General features: G+C 71.5%; 16 protein-coding genes. 9 read left to right on the top strand and 7 right to left on the bottom strand.

Annotated features, from left to right (window positions below; genetic code table 11):
- Positions 1-140 precede the first annotated feature (140 nt).
- The 5 genes from AC3IF3_RS15250 to rimM are packed head-to-tail and all read left to right on the top strand — an operon-like array spanning position 141 to position 3,336.
- Positions 141-371 carry an eL24 family ribosomal protein gene (locus AC3IF3_RS15250; RefSeq protein WP_243968385.1) on the top strand — a complete coding sequence of 77 codons (231 nt, stop codon included), beginning with the start codon at positions 141-143 and terminating at the stop codon, positions 369-371.
- 15 nt (positions 372-386) lie between these two features.
- On the top strand, positions 387-1,949 hold the full coding sequence (gene ffh, locus AC3IF3_RS15245) for a signal recognition particle protein (RefSeq protein WP_489229414.1): 1,563 nt from the start codon (positions 387-389) through the stop codon (positions 1,947-1,949).
- Complete coding sequence (locus AC3IF3_RS15240) at positions 1,946-2,281, top strand: chorismate mutase (protein WP_243968388.1); 336 nt, start codon at positions 1,946-1,948, stop codon at positions 2,279-2,281. Before ffh ends, AC3IF3_RS15240 begins: the two co-directional genes overlap by 4 nt.
- 4 nt (positions 2,282-2,285) lie before the next feature.
- Positions 2,286-2,648, top strand: a complete 363-nt coding sequence (gene rpsP, locus AC3IF3_RS15235) for a 30S ribosomal protein S16 (protein ID WP_243968389.1) — start codon at positions 2,286-2,288, stop codon at positions 2,646-2,648.
- 10 nt (positions 2,649-2,658) lie between these two features.
- On the top strand, positions 2,659-3,336 hold the full coding sequence (gene rimM / locus AC3IF3_RS15230; RefSeq protein ID WP_489229413.1) for a ribosome maturation factor RimM: 678 nt from the start codon (positions 2,659-2,661) through the stop codon (positions 3,334-3,336).
- A gap of 78 nt (positions 3,337-3,414) precedes the next feature.
- Here rimM and AC3IF3_RS15225 read toward each other — a convergent pair whose 3' ends face one another.
- Together AC3IF3_RS15225 and AC3IF3_RS15220 are read right to left on the bottom strand one after the other, a co-directional pair.
- A complete protein-coding gene (locus tag AC3IF3_RS15225) occupies positions 3,415-4,200 on the bottom strand; it encodes a bestrophin-like domain (protein WP_489229412.1) in 786 nt (261 codons plus the stop codon).
- Between the two features lie 86 nt (positions 4,201-4,286).
- Complete coding sequence (locus AC3IF3_RS15220; RefSeq protein WP_489229411.1) at positions 4,287-5,006, bottom strand: class I SAM-dependent methyltransferase; 720 nt, start codon at positions 5,004-5,006, stop codon at positions 4,287-4,289.
- Between the two features lie 74 nt (positions 5,007-5,080).
- Here AC3IF3_RS15220 and trmD point away from each other — a divergent pair, with 74 nt between their 5' ends.
- From trmD to AC3IF3_RS15205, 3 genes are all read left to right on the top strand, one after another.
- The gene (gene trmD, locus AC3IF3_RS15215) at positions 5,081-5,830 is read left to right on the top strand and encodes a tRNA (guanosine(37)-N1)-methyltransferase TrmD (RefSeq protein ID WP_489229410.1); all 750 of its coding nucleotides are present in this window, start codon (positions 5,081-5,083) and stop codon (positions 5,828-5,830) included.
- Between the two features lie 350 nt (positions 5,831-6,180).
- A complete protein-coding gene (locus tag AC3IF3_RS15210) occupies positions 6,181-7,350 on the top strand; it encodes a phosphoserine transaminase (RefSeq protein WP_489229409.1) in 1,170 nt (389 codons plus the stop codon).
- A gap of 115 nt (positions 7,351-7,465) precedes the next feature.
- Positions 7,466-7,693, top strand: coding sequence for a DUF1902 domain-containing protein (locus AC3IF3_RS15205; RefSeq protein ID WP_489229408.1), 228 nt, complete (start codon positions 7,466-7,468; stop codon positions 7,691-7,693).
- A 357-nt stretch (positions 7,694-8,050) separates the two neighbouring features.
- On the opposite strand, the gene AC3IF3_RS15200 is transcribed toward AC3IF3_RS15205, so the two are convergent.
- From AC3IF3_RS15200 to tesB, 3 genes are all read right to left on the bottom strand, one after another.
- Positions 8,051-9,550: an ammonium transporter gene (locus AC3IF3_RS15200; RefSeq protein ID WP_243968403.1), complete on the bottom strand. Its 1,500-nt coding sequence runs from the start codon at positions 9,548-9,550 to the stop codon at positions 8,051-8,053.
- Between the two features lie 80 nt (positions 9,551-9,630).
- Entirely contained in the window at positions 9,631-9,969 is a 339-nt protein-coding gene (locus AC3IF3_RS15195) for a P-II family nitrogen regulator (RefSeq protein WP_010683623.1), read from the bottom strand.
- A gap of 296 nt (positions 9,970-10,265) precedes the next feature.
- Complete coding sequence (gene tesB / locus AC3IF3_RS15190; RefSeq protein WP_489229407.1) at positions 10,266-11,165, bottom strand: acyl-CoA thioesterase II; 900 nt, start codon at positions 11,163-11,165, stop codon at positions 10,266-10,268.
- 101 nt (positions 11,166-11,266) lie between these two features.
- Between tesB and AC3IF3_RS15185 the strand changes: the two genes are divergently transcribed.
- Entirely contained in the window at positions 11,267-12,532 is a 1,266-nt protein-coding gene (locus tag AC3IF3_RS15185; RefSeq protein WP_489229406.1) for an FAD-dependent monooxygenase, read from the top strand.
- Between the two features lie 336 nt (positions 12,533-12,868).
- Here the strand turns inward: AC3IF3_RS15185 and AC3IF3_RS15180 are convergent, their stop codons facing one another.
- Entirely contained in the window at positions 12,869-14,404 is a 1,536-nt protein-coding gene (locus tag AC3IF3_RS15180) for a glycosyltransferase family 2 protein (protein WP_489229405.1), read from the bottom strand.
- 19 nt (positions 14,405-14,423) lie between these two features.
- Complete coding sequence (locus tag AC3IF3_RS15175) at positions 14,424-17,558, bottom strand: rhamnan synthesis F family protein (RefSeq protein WP_489229404.1); 3,135 nt, start codon at positions 17,556-17,558, stop codon at positions 14,424-14,426.
- Between the last annotated feature and the right edge of the window lie 37 nt (positions 17,559-17,595).

The raw sequence follows: 17,595 nt of genomic DNA, 5'->3' as shown, positions 1-17,595 counted from the left end.
GATCCGTAGCAGATCGACCAAAGCCAAGCCGACCGGTCCCGCGAGACTGGAGGTCAACGCCCGACAGCGCGTGTGCGCCCTCGGGCGCGATGGGCGTTGGCCGATCCGCCGCGCCGGGACCCGCCGGCCGAGGCACCCGCATGACGCGAGACCAGCAAGCGTTGACTGAAGCGCTGACCATCGAGGACGCGATCAACGAGACCTGCCCGTGGTCGGGCAAGCCGATCTCGGCCGACTCGCTCACCCTCTACAAGGGCGCCGTGGTCGGCTTCTGCAACCCGGAGTGCCGGGACAAGTTCGCCGGTGCCCTGCGCAGCTTCGAGGCCGCCCTCCAGGCGCGCCGCGTCGAGCGCGCCGGGCTCGAACAGTAAGCGCGGGTCCAGAGCATGTTCGAAGGCCTGTCCGACCGCCTCTCCGGCATCCTCTCCGGGCTCACCCGCCGGGGTGCGCTCACCGAGGTCGACGTCACCGCTGCCATGCGCGAGGTGCGCCGCGCCCTGCTGGAGGCCGACGTCGCCCTCGAAGTGGTGCGCGGCTTCACCGACAAGGTGCGCGAGAAGGCGGTCGGCGCCGTCGTGCTCAAGTCGGTGACGCCCGGCCAGATGGTCGTGAAGATCGTCAACGACGAGCTCGTGGCCATGCTCGGCACCGACGCCGAGACCCTGGACCTCAACGCCCCCGCCCCGGTGCCGATCCTGATGGTCGGCCTCCAGGGTTCGGGCAAGACCACCACCACCGCCAAGATCGCCCGGCGGCTCACCGAGCGTGAGAAGCGCAGGGTGCTGCTCGCCTCCCTCGACACCCGCCGCCCGGCCGCGATGGAGCAGCTGGCGGTGCTGGCGAAGCAAGTGGGCGTCGAGAGCCTTCCGATCATCGCCGGCCAGTCGGCGGTGCAGATCGCCAAGCGCGCCCTGGATGCCGCGCGGCTCGGCGGCTTCGACGTGGTGATGCTCGACACCGCCGGCCGCACCACGGTGGACGAGGCCCTGATGGCCGAGGCCGCCGAGGTGAAGGCCGCTACGAGACCCCACGAGGTGCTGCTCGTCGCCGACGCGCTCACCGGCCAGGACGCGGTCAACACCGCCCGGGCCTTCGACGAGCGGCTCGGCGTCACCGGCATCGTGCTGACCCGGATGGACGGCGATTCCCGCGGTGGTGCGGCCCTGTCGATGCGCGCCGTCACCGGCAAGCCGATCAAGCTCGTCGGCGTCGGCGAGAAGGTCGACGCGCTGGAGGAGTTCCACCCGGCCCGGGTGGCCAACCGCATCCTCGGCATGGGCGACATCGTCTCCCTCGTCGAGAAGGCCGCCGAGACCATCGACCACGAGCAGGCGCTCCGCACCGCGGAGAAGATGCGCAAGGGCAAGTTCGACCTGGAGGATCTCTCCATGCAGCTCGGCCAGATGGAGAAGATGGGCGGCATCGGCGGCCTGATGGGCATGCTGCCCGGCATGGGCGCGATCAAGAAGCAGGTCGAGGGCGCCAACCTCGACGAGAAGATGTTCAAGCGCCAGCGCGCCATCATCTCGTCGATGACCCCGCAGGAGCGCAAGAACCCCGATCTCCTCAAGAACAGCCGCAAGAAGCGCATCGCGGCGGGGTCGGGGGTCGACGTCTCGGAGATCAACAAGCTCCTGAAGATGCACCGGACCATGGCCGACATGATGAAGGCGATGGGCTCCGGCAAGCGCGGGATCGGGCAGGCGCTGGGCTCGATGTTCGGCCTGGGCGGGGGCGGCATGGGCGGCGGCATGCCCGGCCTTCCCCCCGGCATGCCGGAACCGACGCCGGAGCAGATCGCGCAGATCGAGAAGCAGTTCGGCGGCAAGCTGCCGCCGATGCCGCCGGGCCTGGGCGGGGGCGGGATGCCCAAGATGCCGGGGCTCCCGGGCCTGGGCGGTCCGAAGCTTCCGGGTCTCGGCGGGTTCATGCCGGGGAAGAAGAAATGAACGTGCTCGCGGCGCAGGCCGTCGATCCCGAACTCGCGCGCCTGCGCGACAGCATCGACAATTTCGATGCGGCGCTGATCCATCTCCTCGCCGAGCGTTTTCGCTGCACGCAGCGGGTCGGCGAGCTCAAGGCCCGAAAGGGGATCCCCCCTTCCGATCCGGACCGGGAGGCCCGTCAGGTCGCCCGGCTCCGCACGCTCGCGGTCGAGGCCAAGCTCGACCCCGATTTCGCCGAGAAGTTTCTGGCCTTCGTGGTCAAGGAAGTCATCCGGCACCACCAGTCGATCGCGGCGACGCACGAGTCGGCGACCGACACCGAGAGAAAGTCGTAAGAAAATGGCCCTGAAGATCCGCCTCACCCGCGGCGGCGCCAAGAAGCGCCCCTATTACCGCATCGTCGTCGCCGACGCCCGCGCCCCCCGCGACGGCCGCTTCATCGACAAGGTCGGCGCCTACGACCCGATGAAGGCCAAGGACGATCCGGCCCGGATCGTGCTCGACAACGAGAAGATCCAGGGCTGGCTCGCCAAGGGCGCGCAGCCGACCGACCGGGTCCTGCGCTTCCTCGACCAGGCCGGCCTCGCCAAGCGTCCGACCCGCAACAACCCGCAGAAGGCCGAGCCCGGCGACAAGGCCAAGGAGCGCGCCGCCAAGCGCGCCGAGAAGGCCGCCGCCCCCGCCGAGGACGCCGCCGCTTAAGGGCCGCGTCATGGCGCGCCGCCCCGCAGGTCCCTCCCCCCGCGACGGCGGCCGCCGCGGCCGCGCGGCCGTCGGCGCGATCGCGCCCGACGCCGCGACCTCGCCCAAGGCGCCGGCCCCGAAGCCGGCCCCGCCGGCCGACCCGAGCCTCGTCCTACTGGGCGAGTTCGGGCGGGCGCACGGGCTCAACGGCGAGGTCCGCCTCAAATCCTACACCGCCGACCCGCTGGCGATCGCCGGCTACGGCGCCCTGATGACGGCGGATGGGCGCAGCCTGTCGCTCGCGGAGGTGCGCCTCGCGCCGGGCTCCTCGCCCGACATGCTGATCGCCCGGGTGACGGGTGTCTCCGGCCGCAGCGCCGCGGAGGCACTGAATCGCCTCGCCCTGTTCGTCCCCCGCGATCGGCTCGCTGCCCCCGGGGACGACGAGGTCTACGCCGCCGACCTGATCGGCGCCACGGCCGTGGACGAGGCCGGGACGGAGATCGGCACGATCGTGGCCGTGCCGAATTACGGCGGCGGCGATCTCCTCGAACTGCGCCCCCCCGGCGGAGGCCCCACGGCGCTGCTGCCGTTCACGAAGGCCTTCGTGCCGCACCTCGACGTGGCGCAGCGCCGCGTCACCGTGCTGGCGCCGGAGGATCTGTTCGCGCCGCCGGGGTTGAAGCCGACCGACGATCCGGGCTGAGCGTTCGAGGCCTCTGCTTCGCTCCGGCTCGTCAGGATGAGGGGGATGGTTTTCCCTCGGCCGAACCGGAGGGATGCCCTACGGCGCCGCCACCGCGGCCCGGGCGATCACCAGCGGTTCCGCGCTCATCGCCAGCGGCCCGTCGAAGGGGCGCTCGTGCAGGGCGATCAGGCCGAGGGTGGTCACCATCGCCAGCGAGAAGGTCGTCAGCACCGTCGCCTGGGCGGCCGGGTGCTCCGTGTGAACGAGCCCGAGGGCCACCAGGGTCAGCGCCGCCAGGATCAGGAGGGTCAGCCATTTGGTTCCGTCGCTGGCGGTCTGGCTGAGCGCCAGCCGTTCGCCGCGGTCGCCCCGCAGGGCCATGGCGGCGCCGACCAGCGCGGTGTGGGTGGGCGCGCCCGCCTCCGCGGTGATCTTCGGGTCGGACACCGCCTCCAGGAGCCGCCGCAACCCGACCCCGGCCTCCGGGGCGTAGCCGCCCTCGCTCATCCGCGGCCATTCCCGCTCGATCACCGCGTCGAGATAGCCGACGAGGGCCGCCCGGATGTTGCGCATGTCGGAGGCCGAGGCGAGGCTGAGATCGTAGAGCGCCAGGGCGTCGGCGCGTTCGGCCTGGAGGGCGCGGGCGGCCGAGCGCTGGCGCTCCCAGGCATCGTTGGCCACGAAGCCCGTGAGCAGGGCCAGCAGGGTCGCGAGCGCGGTGAAGTAGGTCGGCACCATGCCGGCGCCGAGGCGGCGCATCATCGGACGCGTCCGGCGCAGATGCGACAGCCCGTACAGGACCGCGCTGAGGAGGCCGAACGACAGGGCCAGCACCGCGAAGATCGCCCAGAGCGGTTGATCGAGCCAGAGTCCGAGGAGCATGCGGCGGCCTGCAGCGTGGGCGACGAGCCGCGATGCTGACAACCTTGGGCTGAGAAACCGTGAAGGTCCGCGCCGATTCGCAGGCGTTACCGCCGGGTCGCCCCGTCCCGGCAGGGGTGGATCGCCTCCGGCGCCGGCCGCTGCTCGGGCGCGGGTGCGGCGAACACCGCGAGGTAGGCTCCGCCCTTCAGCGGGTGGAAGCCGGTCTCCCGGTAACCCGCGGCCTTGAGCTCGCAGCGCAGGAGCGCCGGCGGTGTGCCGTGGCGGGAGGGGATGTCGTCGGCGTCCACGATGCCGACGCGACCGCCCGGGCGCATCGCCGAGGCGAGGTTGTGGAGCAGGCCGAAGGGCTGGGTGATCTCGTGGTACATGTGCACGAGGATCGCCGCGTCGACGGCGTTCGGGGGCAGGCGCGGATCGTGCGGCTCGCCCTGCACCACGGTGACGTTGGACAGATCCTTCACCCGGGTTTCCAGGGCGGCGAGGTACTCCGGAGTGACGTCCTCGGCCAGCACGCGGCCGCCCGGGCCGACCCGGGGGCTCAGCCGGACCACGTAGTAGCCGCTGCCGGCACCGATATCGGCCACCGTCTCGCCGGGCACGATGCCCATTCCCCTGGCGACCTGATCGAACTCGCCCGCCTTGTCGCGCTCGGCCTCCGCGGACCAGCGGGGCGCCACGATCTCGGCCACCGGCCGATCGGGCTTCGGGAACGCCCCCGTGGGCGCGCCTGGAGGGGCCAGCGGTCCGGCCGCGAGGGCCGGACCGGCGAGGACGAGGGAGAGAAGGGCCGCCACGCGCATCATCGCCGACAACCCACCGCGCGCGGATCGGTGCCCGGGCCGTTGACCGTGCCGCACCCCGCGCGCGATCAAGCGCCATGACGCGCGCGGACACGCCCTGGCGGGCCACGATCCTGACCCTCTACCCGGAGATGTTCCCCGGGCCCCTCGGCATCTCGCTCTCGGGCGACGCGCTCGCCCGGGGCACCTGGAGCCTGGAGGCCCGCAACATCCGCGAGCACGGGCTCGGCCGCCACCGGGCGGTGGACGATACGCCCGCCGGCGGGGGCGCCGGCATGGTGCTGCGCTGCGACGTGCTGGCCGCCGCCATCGACGCCGCGAGCCCGGCCGACGACCCGCGCCCGCGCCTGCTGATGTCCCCCCGCGGCCGGCCGCTGACCCAGGCGCGCGTGCGCGACCTCGCCGCGGGGCCGGGGGCGCTGATCGTCTGCGGCCGGTTCGAGGGGGTCGACGAGCGCGTCATCGCCGGGCGCGGCCTGGAGGAGGTCTCGATCGGCGATTACGTGCTCTCGGGGGGCGAGATCGCCGCCCTGGTGGTCCTCGACGCCTGCGTCCGGCTCCTGCCCGGGGTGATGGGCAAGGTCGCATCCGGCGTCGAGGAGAGCTTCGAGGGCGGGCTCCTCGAATACCCGCACTATACGCGGCCCCGGGACTGGGAGGGCCGGCCGATCCCCGACGTGCTGTCCGGGGGCAACCACGGCGCCATCGCCCGCTGGCGGCGGGCGGAGGCCGAGCGCATCACCGTCGAGCGGCGCCCGGACCTGCGCGGCACCGGCGCGCCAAATCAGGCCACCTCGAGGTCGATCACCGGGCCGTCGCGATCGTGATCCAGCGGATCGCGCCGCAGCGGCTGGCGCAGCGGCCGCCGGAGATGGCTCGGAAGCGCGACATGGGCCGTTAAGGCTCCAATAACCACAAGCAGAGCAGACCAGACCGCCAGTATCGCGGCGCTGTGGATGGACATGGGCGTACCTCGAACACAACACGGCACGCTGTTAAGGCTAATGCCCGTGGCTTAATCGACGGTTCCACGCCTGTCCGCGGAGAGTCCCGGCCGGGGGCAGGCAGCGAAGATCGCTGGCCCGGCGGGCGCTTGCAAGACAGACGCTTTGGGCGCATGCGCGAGCGCGGGAGGCGCCGCCCCGCCGCGGAGCATCCCCTGCAAGGATGGATTGCGATGACCAGCCGCCCCGCGCAGCGCCCGCGCGTGCCCCATTTCTCCTCCGGCCCCTGCGCCAAGCGCCCCGGCTGGACCCCCGCCGCCCTCGCCGACGCCGCCCTCGGCCGCTCGCATCGCTCGGCCCTCGGCAAGGCCAAGCTCGGCCGGGCCATCGACTTGACGCGGTCGGTCCTGCAGGTGCCCGCCGATTACCGCATCGGGATCGTGCCGGCCTCGGACACCGGCGCCGTCGAGATGACGATGTGGACGATGCTGGGGCCGAGGCCGGTCGAGGTCGCCGCCTGGGAGGCCTTCGGCAAGGAGTGGGTCACCGACGCGCTGAAGCAGCTCAAGATCGATCCGCGCATCCACCAGACGCCCTACGGCGTCCTGCCGGATCTCGCGGCGATCGACACGCGAGGCAGCGACGTGGTCTTCACCTGGAACGGCACCGCGGCCGGCGTGAAGGTGCCCGACGGCGACTGGATCGCCGCCGACCGTGCCGGGCTGACGATCTGTGACGCCACCTCGGCGGCCTTCGCGCAGCCGCTGCCCTGGGACAAGCTCGATGTCGTCACCTTCTCCTGGCAGAAGGTGATGGGCGGCGAGGCGGCGCACGGCATGCTGGTGCTCTCGCCCCGGGCGGTCGCGCGCCTGGAGAGCCACACGCCGGCCTGGCCGCTGCCGAAGGTGTTCCGCCTCACCAAGGATGGGAAGCTGATCGAGGGCATCTTCAAGGGCGACACGATCAACACGCCGTCCATGCTGGCGGTCGAGGATTACCTCGACACCCTCGACTGGGCGGCGCGGATCGGCGGCCTGCCGGCGCTCCACGCCCGGGCGGACGCGAATGCCAAAATCATCTACGATTGGGTGGCGCGCACGCCCTGGATCGCACCGCTGGCGGTCGATCCGGCGACCTACTCGAACACCGGCGTCTGCCTGGTGATGGCCGATCCGGACGTGCTCGCCCGGGGCGACGCGGCGGTCTCGGCCTTCGCGGCCGGGATGGTCGAGCGCCTCGACCGGGAGGGCGTCGCCCTCGACATCGGCGCCTACCGCGACGCCCCGGCGGGCCTGCGGATCTGGTGCGGCGCCACGGTGGAGACGGCGGATCTCGAAGCGCTGACGCCCTGGCTCGACTGGGCCTTCGCCGAGGAGAAGGCGGCGCTGAGCAAGGCGGCGTAGGACCGTTCGCTTTGGCGTGCCAACCGGGGCCGCGGATACGCGACCCCGTATTCGAGAGGGTCTCGTTGCGTCCCTCGATTCGCGCGATGCCTGGGCGCGCTTCAGGAACCTCGCCATGACACGCCACGCCGTCGTCCGCTGTGCCTGGGATCCGGACGCGGCGGTCTGGTACGTCTCCGAAAGTGACGTCCCGGGCCTCGCTACGGAAGCCGAGTCGCTTGACGGACTCAGGCGCAAGCTCCCGGGGATGATTCAAGATCTGCTGGAAGACCTGCAGGACGGGGATCTCGAAGTTGACCTCATCGCCTACGCGCATGATCGTGTGCGCGTTGGGGCGGCGTGACCGATTATACGCCCGATCTCAAGAAACTGCTCCGTGCCAGCGGTTATCGATTCTTCCGCATGGGTCGCGGCGACCATGAGATCTGGCAGCACGCGGAGACCGGCCGCTAGGTCGTCATCGATGGCAGCATCAAATCCCGTCATACGGCAAACGGCGTCCTGAAGCAGGCCGGCCTTCCGAAGGCATTCTGAGAGCCTGTTCGACGAAGGCGGCGTATCCTGGCGCGTGCGCTGAAGGATCGGCCGCACCGCGATCGTACGGTCAAGCACGTGCCTCCCCAAACAAAAAACCCCGGCCCACGCGGAGCCGGGGTTTTCCTCTGGAGGACGCGGCCCCGCAGGGCCGCGCCGGTCGCTCTCAGTAGTTGTAGGCGCGCTCGCCGTGATCGGCGATGTCGAGGCCCTCGCGCTCCTCCTCCTGCGTCACCCGCAGGCCGATGGTCAGGTCGACCAGCTTGTAGAGGATCGCCGAGCCGACGCCCGACCACAGCAGGGTCAGGCCGACCGCTTCGGCCTGCACGATGAACTGGCTCATCATGTCGTAGGCCCCGACCACCATCTCGCCCGGCTTGGTGGAGTAGTCCGGAATGCCGACGCCGCCGAGGTTCGGATCGACCAGGATGCCCGTCGCCAGGGCGCCCAGGATGCCGCCGACGCAGTGCACGCCGAACACGTCGAGCGAGTCGTCGTAGCCGATGGCGTTCTTCACCGTTGAGCACATCACGAAGCAGACCACGCCGGCGACGAGGCCGAGCACGATCGAGCCCATCGGGCCGGCGAAGCCCGAGGCCGGGGTGACGGCCACGAGGCCGGCGATCGCCCCCGAGACCATGCCGAGCAGCGACGGCTTGCCCTTGAGCGCCCACTCGGCGAACAGCCACGCCACCGCGGCCGCGCAGGTCGCCACGAAGGTGTTGAGCATCGCCAGCGCGGTGGTGCCGTTGGACTCGAGGTTCGAGCCGGCGTTGAAGCCGAACCAGCCGACCCAGAGCAGCGAGGCGCCGATCATCGTCATGGTCAGCGAGTGCGGGGCGAGCAGGTCGCGGCCGTAGCCGATCCGCTTGCCGAGCATCAGGCATCCGACGAAGCCCGCGATCCCGGCGTTGATGTGCACCACGGTGCCGCCGGCGAAGTCGAGGGCGCCCTTCTGGAAGAGGAAGCCGGCATCCTTGTTGACGGCGTCGAGGGCCGCCTGCGCGGTCGCCTTCGAGGCATCGTCGGTGGCGGCGGCCAGCGCCTTGGCGGCGTTGCCGACGGCATCCGGGCCGCCCCAGTACCAGACCATGTGGGCCATCGGGAAGTAGATGAGCGTGACCCAGAGGATCATGAACACCACCAGCGCCGAGAACTTCATCCGCTCGGCGAAGGCGCCGACGATCAGCGCCGGAGTGATCATCGCGAACGTCATCTGGAAGCAGATGTAGACGTATTCGGGGATCACGACGCCGTTGGAGAAGGTCGCCACGGTGGAGTTCGGGTCGACGCCCTTCAGGAACGCCTTCGAGAATCCGCCGACGAAGTCGTTGATGCCGGCGCCGTTGGTGAAGGCGAGGCTGTAGCCGTAGAACACCCACAGCAGGCCGACGATCGCCACGATGGCGAAGACCTGGGTCAGGACCGAGAGCATGTTCTTGGTGCGCACGAGGCCGCCGTAGAACAGGGCCAGGCCGGGGACGCTCATCATCAGCACCAGGGCCGAGGAGATCAGCATCCAGGCCGTGTCGCCCTTGTTGGGGATCGGGGACGGCGGCGGCGCCGCGGCTTCGGGTGTCGGCGTCTGCGCGAGGGACGGCTCGATCAGGATGGCGGCGATGGCCGCCCCTCCCAAGCCGAGCATGAGGGCGTGACGAAGTTTCATGGGCACGTGGCTCCCGGTCGTGATTCGTATCGTTTCAAGGAAGTCGGGGGTCTGCGGGCCCGGGCGTGCCGGGCCGCGGATCAGAGGGCGTCGGCGTCGGTCTCGCCGGTCCGGATGCGCACCGCCTTCTCCAGCGGCATCACGAAGATCTTGCCGTCGCCGATCTGGCCGGTGCGGGCGGCCCCCGCGATGGCGTCGATGACGCTCGAGGTCAGATCCGAGGCGACGGCGACCTCGATCTTCAGCTTGGGCAGGAAGCTCACGGCATATTCGGCGCCGCGGTAGATCTCGGTATGGCCCTTCTGCCGGCCGTACCCCTTCACCTCCGTCACCGTCAGGCCGTGGACGCCGATTCCGGTGAGCGCGTCGCGCACCTCCTCGAGCTTGAACGGCTTGATGATGGCCATCACGATTTTCATGGGCGACGCCCCCTTCGCAGTCCGTGGGAACCGTTGCCGACGCCCGATCCGCGCGACGACCCGGCCGGGGTCGTCCGCAGGCTCGGGATGGCCCGCGGTTGAACGTCGCCATTCAAGGACTATGCCACGCAAGCTTGGCCGGGAACCTTTCCGCCCCGGCCAATTCTGCCCATGGATTAGCCGCCGCGGATCAGATCACGCGCACCCGCCGGCGCCGAAATGCACATCAGGCGGGCAATTTGCCCCACGTGCGTGCATGATTCCGTGCCGTTGGCGGACACGGGCGACGCGGCATCTTAATCCGCCTGGGGACGGATAAGCCCCTCCTGCGCCACCGAGGCCACCAGGTTTCCGGCCCGGTCGAAGATCTGGCCGCGGGCGAATCCCCGGGCGCCGCCCGCCACCGGGCTGTCCTGCGCATAGAGCAGCCAATCGTCGATCCTGACCGGCCGGTGGAACCAGAGCGCGTGGTCGAGGCTCGCCGCCTGGATGGTGGGATCGAAGACCGAACGCCCGTGCGGGATCAGCGACACGTCGAGCAGGGTCATGTCGGAGGCGTAGGCCAGCACGGCCCGGTGCAGGGCCGGATCGTCCGGCAGGGCGGCAGCGGCGCGCAGCCAGACGTTGAACACCGGCTCGGGCGGTCGTCCGCCCCCCCCGGCGGGGACGTACCGGTTCAGGTCGACGGGACGCAGGGCGATCGGCCGCGCCCGGCCGAAATAGGCGGCGATCGCCTCCGGCATGCCGCCGCCGCCGGCCGCCGCGAGGGCCTGGCCGTCGAGGAGCCCCTCCGGCCCCGCCACCGCGGGCATCGCCGGCTGGTGGACGAAGCCGTCCTCCGCCACCTGATAGGAGACCGTGGTGGCGAAGATCGCCCGCCCGCGCTGGATCGCCTTGACCCGGCGGGTGGTGAAACTCCGGCCGTCGCGGATGCGCTCGACCTCGTACACGATGGGCGTGCGGGGATCGCCGGGCAACATGAAGTAAGCGTGGAGCGAGTGAACCGGGCGGTCGTCCGGCACCGTGCGGGTGGCGGCGACCAGCGCCTGCGCCACCACCTGGCCGCCGAAGACCCGCCGCCAGCCGGTCTTCGGGTTCTGACCGCGGAACAGGTCGGTCTCCAGCCGCTCCAGGTCGAGGATGGCGATCAGCTCTGCGACGGCATCGGTCATCGCGTCGGTGTTGGCGTCGGTCATGACCCGCGGGGTTTCCGTTCGTTGCGCGCGTGCGACATAGGCCTTTCGGACGAACCAATCCACGCGTCCCGCCCGCGGGATGCACACCGGAGATCCGCCCCATGACGGCCGAGACGCCCCGCCCCGGAAGCCGCAGCCTCCTGATCGCCGGCGGCGGCCTGCCCAGCCTCGCCCTGGCGCTGGCCCTCAAGCAGGCCCACGGCCCGGCTTTGGCCGTGACGGTGATCGATCCGGGGGCCGCCGACCCGGCCCGGCACCGCGGCCGCGCCTACGCGGTGGCGGCGGGCGGCCGACGGATGCTGGAGCGGCTCGGCGTCTGGGACCGGGTCTCGGTCGCGGCCGAGCCGATCACCGAGATGGTGATCAGCGACAGCCGCCTGGCCGACCCGGTGCGGCCCACCTTCCTCACCTTCGGCCGGGAGGCGGGGGACGACCGGGACGACGGCACGCCCTTCGCCCATATGGTCGAGGCCGAGCCGCTGGCCGCGGCCCTGGCGGAGGCCTGCCGGGCGGCGGGGGTGGGCTTCGTCACCGCGGGGGTCGAGCGCGCGGTGGCGGACGGCGCGGCGATCCGCGCGGCGCTGACGACCGGCGACAGCCTGCGGGGCGACCTGCTGGTGGCCGCCGACGGCGCGCGCTCGCGCCTGCGGGAGGCGGCGCGGATCGGCTGGGTCGGCTGGTCCTACCCGCAGATCGGCATCGTGGCGACCATCGGCCATGCCCGGCCGCACGGGGGACGCGCGGTCGAGCATTTCCTGCCCTCGGGCCCCTTCGCGATCCTGCCGCTGCGGGACGGCGGGACCCTGGGCCATCGCTCCTCCATCGTCTGGACCGAACGGTCCGACGAAGCCGACGCCCTGCTGTCGGGCGAGCCCGACGAGGTGCTGGCCGAGATCGAGCGCCGCTTCACCCTGGATCTCGGGGCCCTCGCGCTGGAACACGGGCCGAGCCGGCACCCGCTGGCCTTCGGGCTCGCCCGGGCCTACCACGCCGAGCGCCTCGCCCTGCTGGGCGACGCCGCCCACGTGATCCATCCGATCGCCGGGCAGGGACTCAATCTCGGGCTCGCCGATGCCGCCGCGCTGGCCGAAGCGGTGACCGGTGCGCTGCGCCTGGGCCTCGACCCCGGCGGTCCCGACGTGCTGCGCACCTACGAGCGCGCCCGGCGCTTCGACAGCTTCGCCATGGCGGCGGCCACCGACGGGCTGAACCGGCTGTTCTCGAACGACGCGCTGCCGCTGCGGATCGCCCGCGACCTCGGCCTCGGCATCGTGGACCGGCTGCCGAGGCTCAAGCGGTTCTTCATCGGCGAGGCCGCCGCCGCCCGCGGCTCGCGGCCGCGGCTGATGCGGGGGGACGGGCTGTAGGGGGCGACACGCCGGTGCGGATGCGTGCCGTTCGGAAGCATCGTCCGGTCGAGGGATGGGGCAGTCCGGAGCCGGCGGGCGCCCGCCCTCCCCCCCCCTCTGCGGGGGCGGGTGGCCCCTGCCTCAGCAGGGGTCGGGCCGGGACGTCGTCCTGCAGGAGGGGAACCGGCTTCCGAACAGGGCAGAGCCGGTTTGAAGCGCACAGCCCTTTTCTGAATCGTCGCTCCCCTCTCCCGACCCCCTTCGGGGGCCACCCTCCCCCGCAGAGCGGGGAGGGAGAGACGCAGGTTTGGCCGTTGCGTGCATCCGTGCGCCTCGTCACTCAGGGAGCATCGGTCAGGCCGCCGCCTCCGCCCGGCGCTCCGTGATCCAGCGCGTCGCCTCGGCCCGGGGGGCGACCACGTCGATGTCGGTGCGCAGCTGCGGGCTGTAGGCCGGATCCTCCGCCAGCACGTCGTTCCAACGGCGCAGGAAGCGCGCGATCTGCGGGCCCGGGGCGAAGCTCGCCTGCCGCGAGGCGCTCTCGTGGTGCGCCATCTCGGCGAACGGCGTGTAGACGATCCGGTAGCCGAGCTGGCGCAGCTTGAGGCACAGGTCGACGTCGTTGAAATCGAGGGCGAAATCCGCGTCGAACCCGTTGACCGCCTCCAGCACCGCCTTGCGCGTGGCGAAGAGCGCGCCGGTCACCGCCGAACAGTCGCGCTGGGTGAGCGCCCAGTCGCCGTAGGTCGGCTCGGCCGCATCCCGGTTGTACCAGGGATGGGCGAAGACATCGAAGATGCCGCCGGTCATGCCGGCGTGCTGGAGCCTGCCGTTCGGGAACAGCAGCCGGCCGCCGACGCCGCCGACGCCGCGGTCCAGGGCGAAGGTCAGGAGCGCCTCGATCCAGCCCGGCCGGCGCACCACCAGGTCGTCGTTCATGAGGATGACGAGGTCGGTCTCGGCGGCCCGCCAGAGCAGGTTCATCTTGGCGGCGTAGTTGAACGGCTCCCCCGGCGCCCGGGTCGTGAGCAGGCGGGTCACCCGGAAGCGGTCGTTGCGGCCGCGGTAGATCGCGTCGTTGTCCGTATCGTCGCCGATCAGCACATGGATCCGGTCGGCCGAGTAGGTGCTGCGGCCGAGACTGTCGAGGAGGTTGATCACGTGCGGCTTGGCACCGTCCAGCGCCCGGCCGTCATCGTCCTTCGGACGGCTCTGGTTGGTCGGCACCACGAGGGTGACGGCCGGCCGCGCGTCGAGGCTCCGGCGGATCTCCAGCGTGTCGGGCGTCAGCCCCGGGGTCGCGCGCAGGGGCACGCCGGTCGTCTCGAACCACCGGTCCAGGGTGTGGCCGCGGGCCGTGCGGGTCGCCTTCGGGCGCTCCAGCGGCGAGGCGATCAGCGTCTCGGGGATGCGGTCGATCCCGATCCCCGCGGAAATCGCCGCGAGCAAGAACCGGAACCAGGCGGCGCTGCCGTGGCGCAGGCCGAATTCGGGGCCGATTCCCGTTAGGACCGAGGCGCGGATCAGGAGCGGGAAGCCGATATAGTCGTCGGCCATCAGCAGGGCCGGGTTGAAGGCCGGCTTGCAATGGACATTCCGGACCTGACCCGCGCCGTCAACCACGGCGTCGTCGCCGTAGAAGATGCCGATATCGGGCCACGCCGCCATCGCGGCCGTGAGATGCGCCACGAGGGCGGGGTGCAGCTCGGAGGCCGCGGGCGCTACGAACAGAGCCCGGCAGGCCGGCAATTGCCCGGCGGCAACCTGGCCGAGCCGGCGCTCGTCGACGGGGCGGAACTGCGCGTCGAGGGGCAGCGGCAGGATCGAGTCCGGCCACGGACACGCCCCCCAGGAGGCCGACGGGGCCGGGACCGGTTTCTTCTTCAGCACGGGTCGCGTCTCCGGGGCGTCAGGAACGTTCGGCGGCGAGGAGACGCGACAGGCTCGCCTCCATGGCGGAGGCCACCGCGGCGATCGACAGCCGCGCGCGGATGCGCGCCCGGGCAGCGGCACCGATCCGCCCCGCATCCCCGCTCGCCACCGCCCGGGCGGCGTCGGTGAGCGCCCGGGCGAGGTCGGCCTCGTCCACCTGGCCCCACTCGGCGCCGCGCAGGTACGGACCGTAGGTCCGGTCCAGGGCGGCGATCTCGGCCTTCACCGGGAAGCCGCAGGTCGCGTCGAGGAAGTCGCGGCTGCCGCCGTAATCGGTGGCGACCACGACCTTGCCCATCTCCATCGCCTCGGCGATCGTCAGGCCGAACCCCTCGGACGAGTGCGACGAGGCGTAGACCGCACAGAGTTCGAACAGGGCGCCGAGTTCGTTCTGGGAGAGGGGCTGGTCGATCACCACCACGTCCCCGGTCCTGCCCACGAGGTCGAGGAGCTTCCTGCCCTCCTCGGGCAGGTCGAAGACGTGCTTGGTCTTGAGCACGAGCTGCCAGCCCGCCTGCCCCAGTCCGGCCGCCCGGAAGGCCCGGATCAGGGCATGCGGGTTCTTGCGGGCGAGGTAGCTCGACCCGTCGAAGGCGTAGAGGATGACCTTCTTGGTGGCATCGATGGCGAAGGCCTTGCGGAGGTTGGACTTGGCGGCGGCGCTGGCCGGCTCGCCGGCCTCGTTCTCGACCACGTAGGGGACGACATCGACCGGGATGTCGGTGATCTGCCGGAAGATCGCCGCGCAGAATTCCGTGGGCGCCCAGATCGCGTCGAGCCCGTCCACGGTGGGGAGCCAGCCCCCGGGCACGTGGGAGGTCTCCCAGACGAACAGCCCGACCTTCAGCCGCGCCTGCGCGGCGATGGCCTGCTGCCGGTCGCTCATCAGGGAATGCCAGCTGTCGCCGTTGAAATGCACCAGGGCGACGTCGGCCGGGCCCGAGAAGGTCCGGGCCTGCCAGGCCGGCGCCACCCGGGCGTGGACGTGGAACGGCCGCTCCATCGGATGGACGTTCAGGGCGAAGGGGGCCCGGTGCAGGGCGCGGGCGTAGCTGCGGGCCGCGACGCCGAGCCCGTTGGCGTAGTTCATCGGCGAGACGAAGGCGACGCGCAGGGGCCGGTCCGGCGCCTGGGGGCTGCGCAGGTCGGCCCAGATCTTCGCGCCCGGATACGTGTAGGTCACATCGAGCCGGTCGAGGTCGAAGCCGCGCTCGGCGATCGCCTCCCGCACGGCCGCGCCGCCGATCGCGGCGTGCTCGCCCAGGAGCGAGCGCTTCACGAACGGGAAGCCCTGCGCCAGCATGTTCTCCCAGTCGAACAGGGTGCGGTTGTTGCGCGGGTCGTTGACCAGCGACATGTGCTTGTTCTGCGCCGAGAACAGGCTGCGCATGCCGAGCCCCGCCGCCCGCATCCGTCCGGAGAAGGTCAGCTCGTACTCGGTGATGACCGCGTTCTTGTCCGGCCAGTTCGCCACCGCCTGGAGGAAGCGGTTGAACGCATAGGACGACAGGCAGCGCCGCTTCAGGGCCAGGAAGAAGCTCTGCAGGTGGTGACTGTAGTAGAAATTGTCGGCGAGCCCGATCACCGCCTCCGGGAAGGCGTCGATCTTGGCCAGCAGCCCGGTGAAGTCGCCGCGGTCGAGGGGGCCGACGAGGCTGTCATTGGCGAGGTACAGGGTCTCGCAATCGAGCAGGTCGACATCCTCCAGCAGGACATGCGCCCAGGCGGCGAAGTCGAAGCCCCGGTTCTCGCGCAGGTAGACGGAGGCGCAGAGGTCCAGGATCGCCTGCGGGACGGCGTTCTTGTGCTGGTCGGCCGCGATGATCAGGACGATGTCGATACCGTTCTGCGCGAAGGCCTCGAGATAGGGCTCGACATGGCCCCGGATCCGGCCCTCGGGGGCGTGGGTGATGAACAGGGCGGTGCGGTCGTGCCGGCGCGGTTCCCGCTTCAGGCAGGACAGGCGGGCCTCGGCGGCTTCCGGCACGGCGGCCTCGGCGACCCGGCGGGTCAGGCGCCCGGCCTCCAGGCCGGTGGTGACGTAATCCACGAGCGGGTTGAGCCCAAGGGCTGCCACCTTCGGATAGCGGGCGCGGTACCAGGGCGCGTCGAAGCGCGGCGACGGGCTGGTGGTGCGGCCGCCATCGGCGAGGAAGTGGACCAGCGGGTTTGGCCCGGCCGGATCGTCGGCGAGATGGGTCTTCGTGTACCAGCGCGTGTCGAACCAGGGGCCCGGATCGAGCCCCTCGGCGGCGCCGTGTTCCAGATAATGCACCAGGGGGTTGAGGCTGTCGGCCCGCACCGCGGCGGATTGGGCGGCGTACCAGTCCGGATCGAACAGCGGGTGCGGCGCGTGGCGGCGGTAGCCGCCGGCCATCACGTAATGCTCCAGCGGCTCGAGCCCGCTGGTCTCGGCCTCCGGGCAGCGCCCGCGGTAGAAGGCGGCATCGAACAGGCCGGACCGGCGGATCAGGTCGACATGCCGCGACAGGCCGGCGAATTCCTCCGGGTTGCGCAGGTAGCCCTGCTTCCGGCCGGTCTCGTAGAAGTGGCTCAGGGCATTGCCGCCGGCCGCGCGGGCATCCGGATAGCGGGACAGGTACCAGGCGCTGTCGAACAGCGGCGATGGGTCGGTGTCGGTCCGGCCCAGGAAGTCGAGGAACGCCCGGCCGCGCTGCCCGGCGCCGCCGAGATAGCGCTCGGCGTACCAGTCGGGATCGAACAGCGGGTTCGGGCGGATCCCCGCCGCGGCGCCGCGGTCGAGGTAGTGGAGCACCGGGTTGATGCCCTCCGCCCGCAGCCCCGGGACGGAATCGAGGTAGAGGTCGCCGTGGAACAGCGGGTGCGGCCAGCGTCCCTCGCGACCGCCATGGACCGCGTAGTGGAGCGCGGGGTCGAGCCCCTCGCCGACCACGTCGGGGTAGCGCCGGGCGTACCAGGCCGGGTCGAACAGGCCGGATTCCTTCACCGCGCGGATGAGATCCGCCTGCCGGGGCTCGGTGCGGCGGCGGCGCTTCAGCCGCCGGGTCAGCGGACGCGCGAGGGTTTGCGCCGCCCCGGCGAGGCCGGCTTTCTCCGACGATCCGGCGACGAACACATCTCGAAAACGCATGGTCAGGTCCGGATACGCGGGAAGCCCGCAAAGCTGC

The sequence above is a fragment of the Methylobacterium sp. J-118 genome (assembly GCF_057836565.1).
The sequence above is the reverse complement of the archived record's forward strand: the minus strand, read 5'-3'. Positions and strand labels throughout refer to the sequence as shown.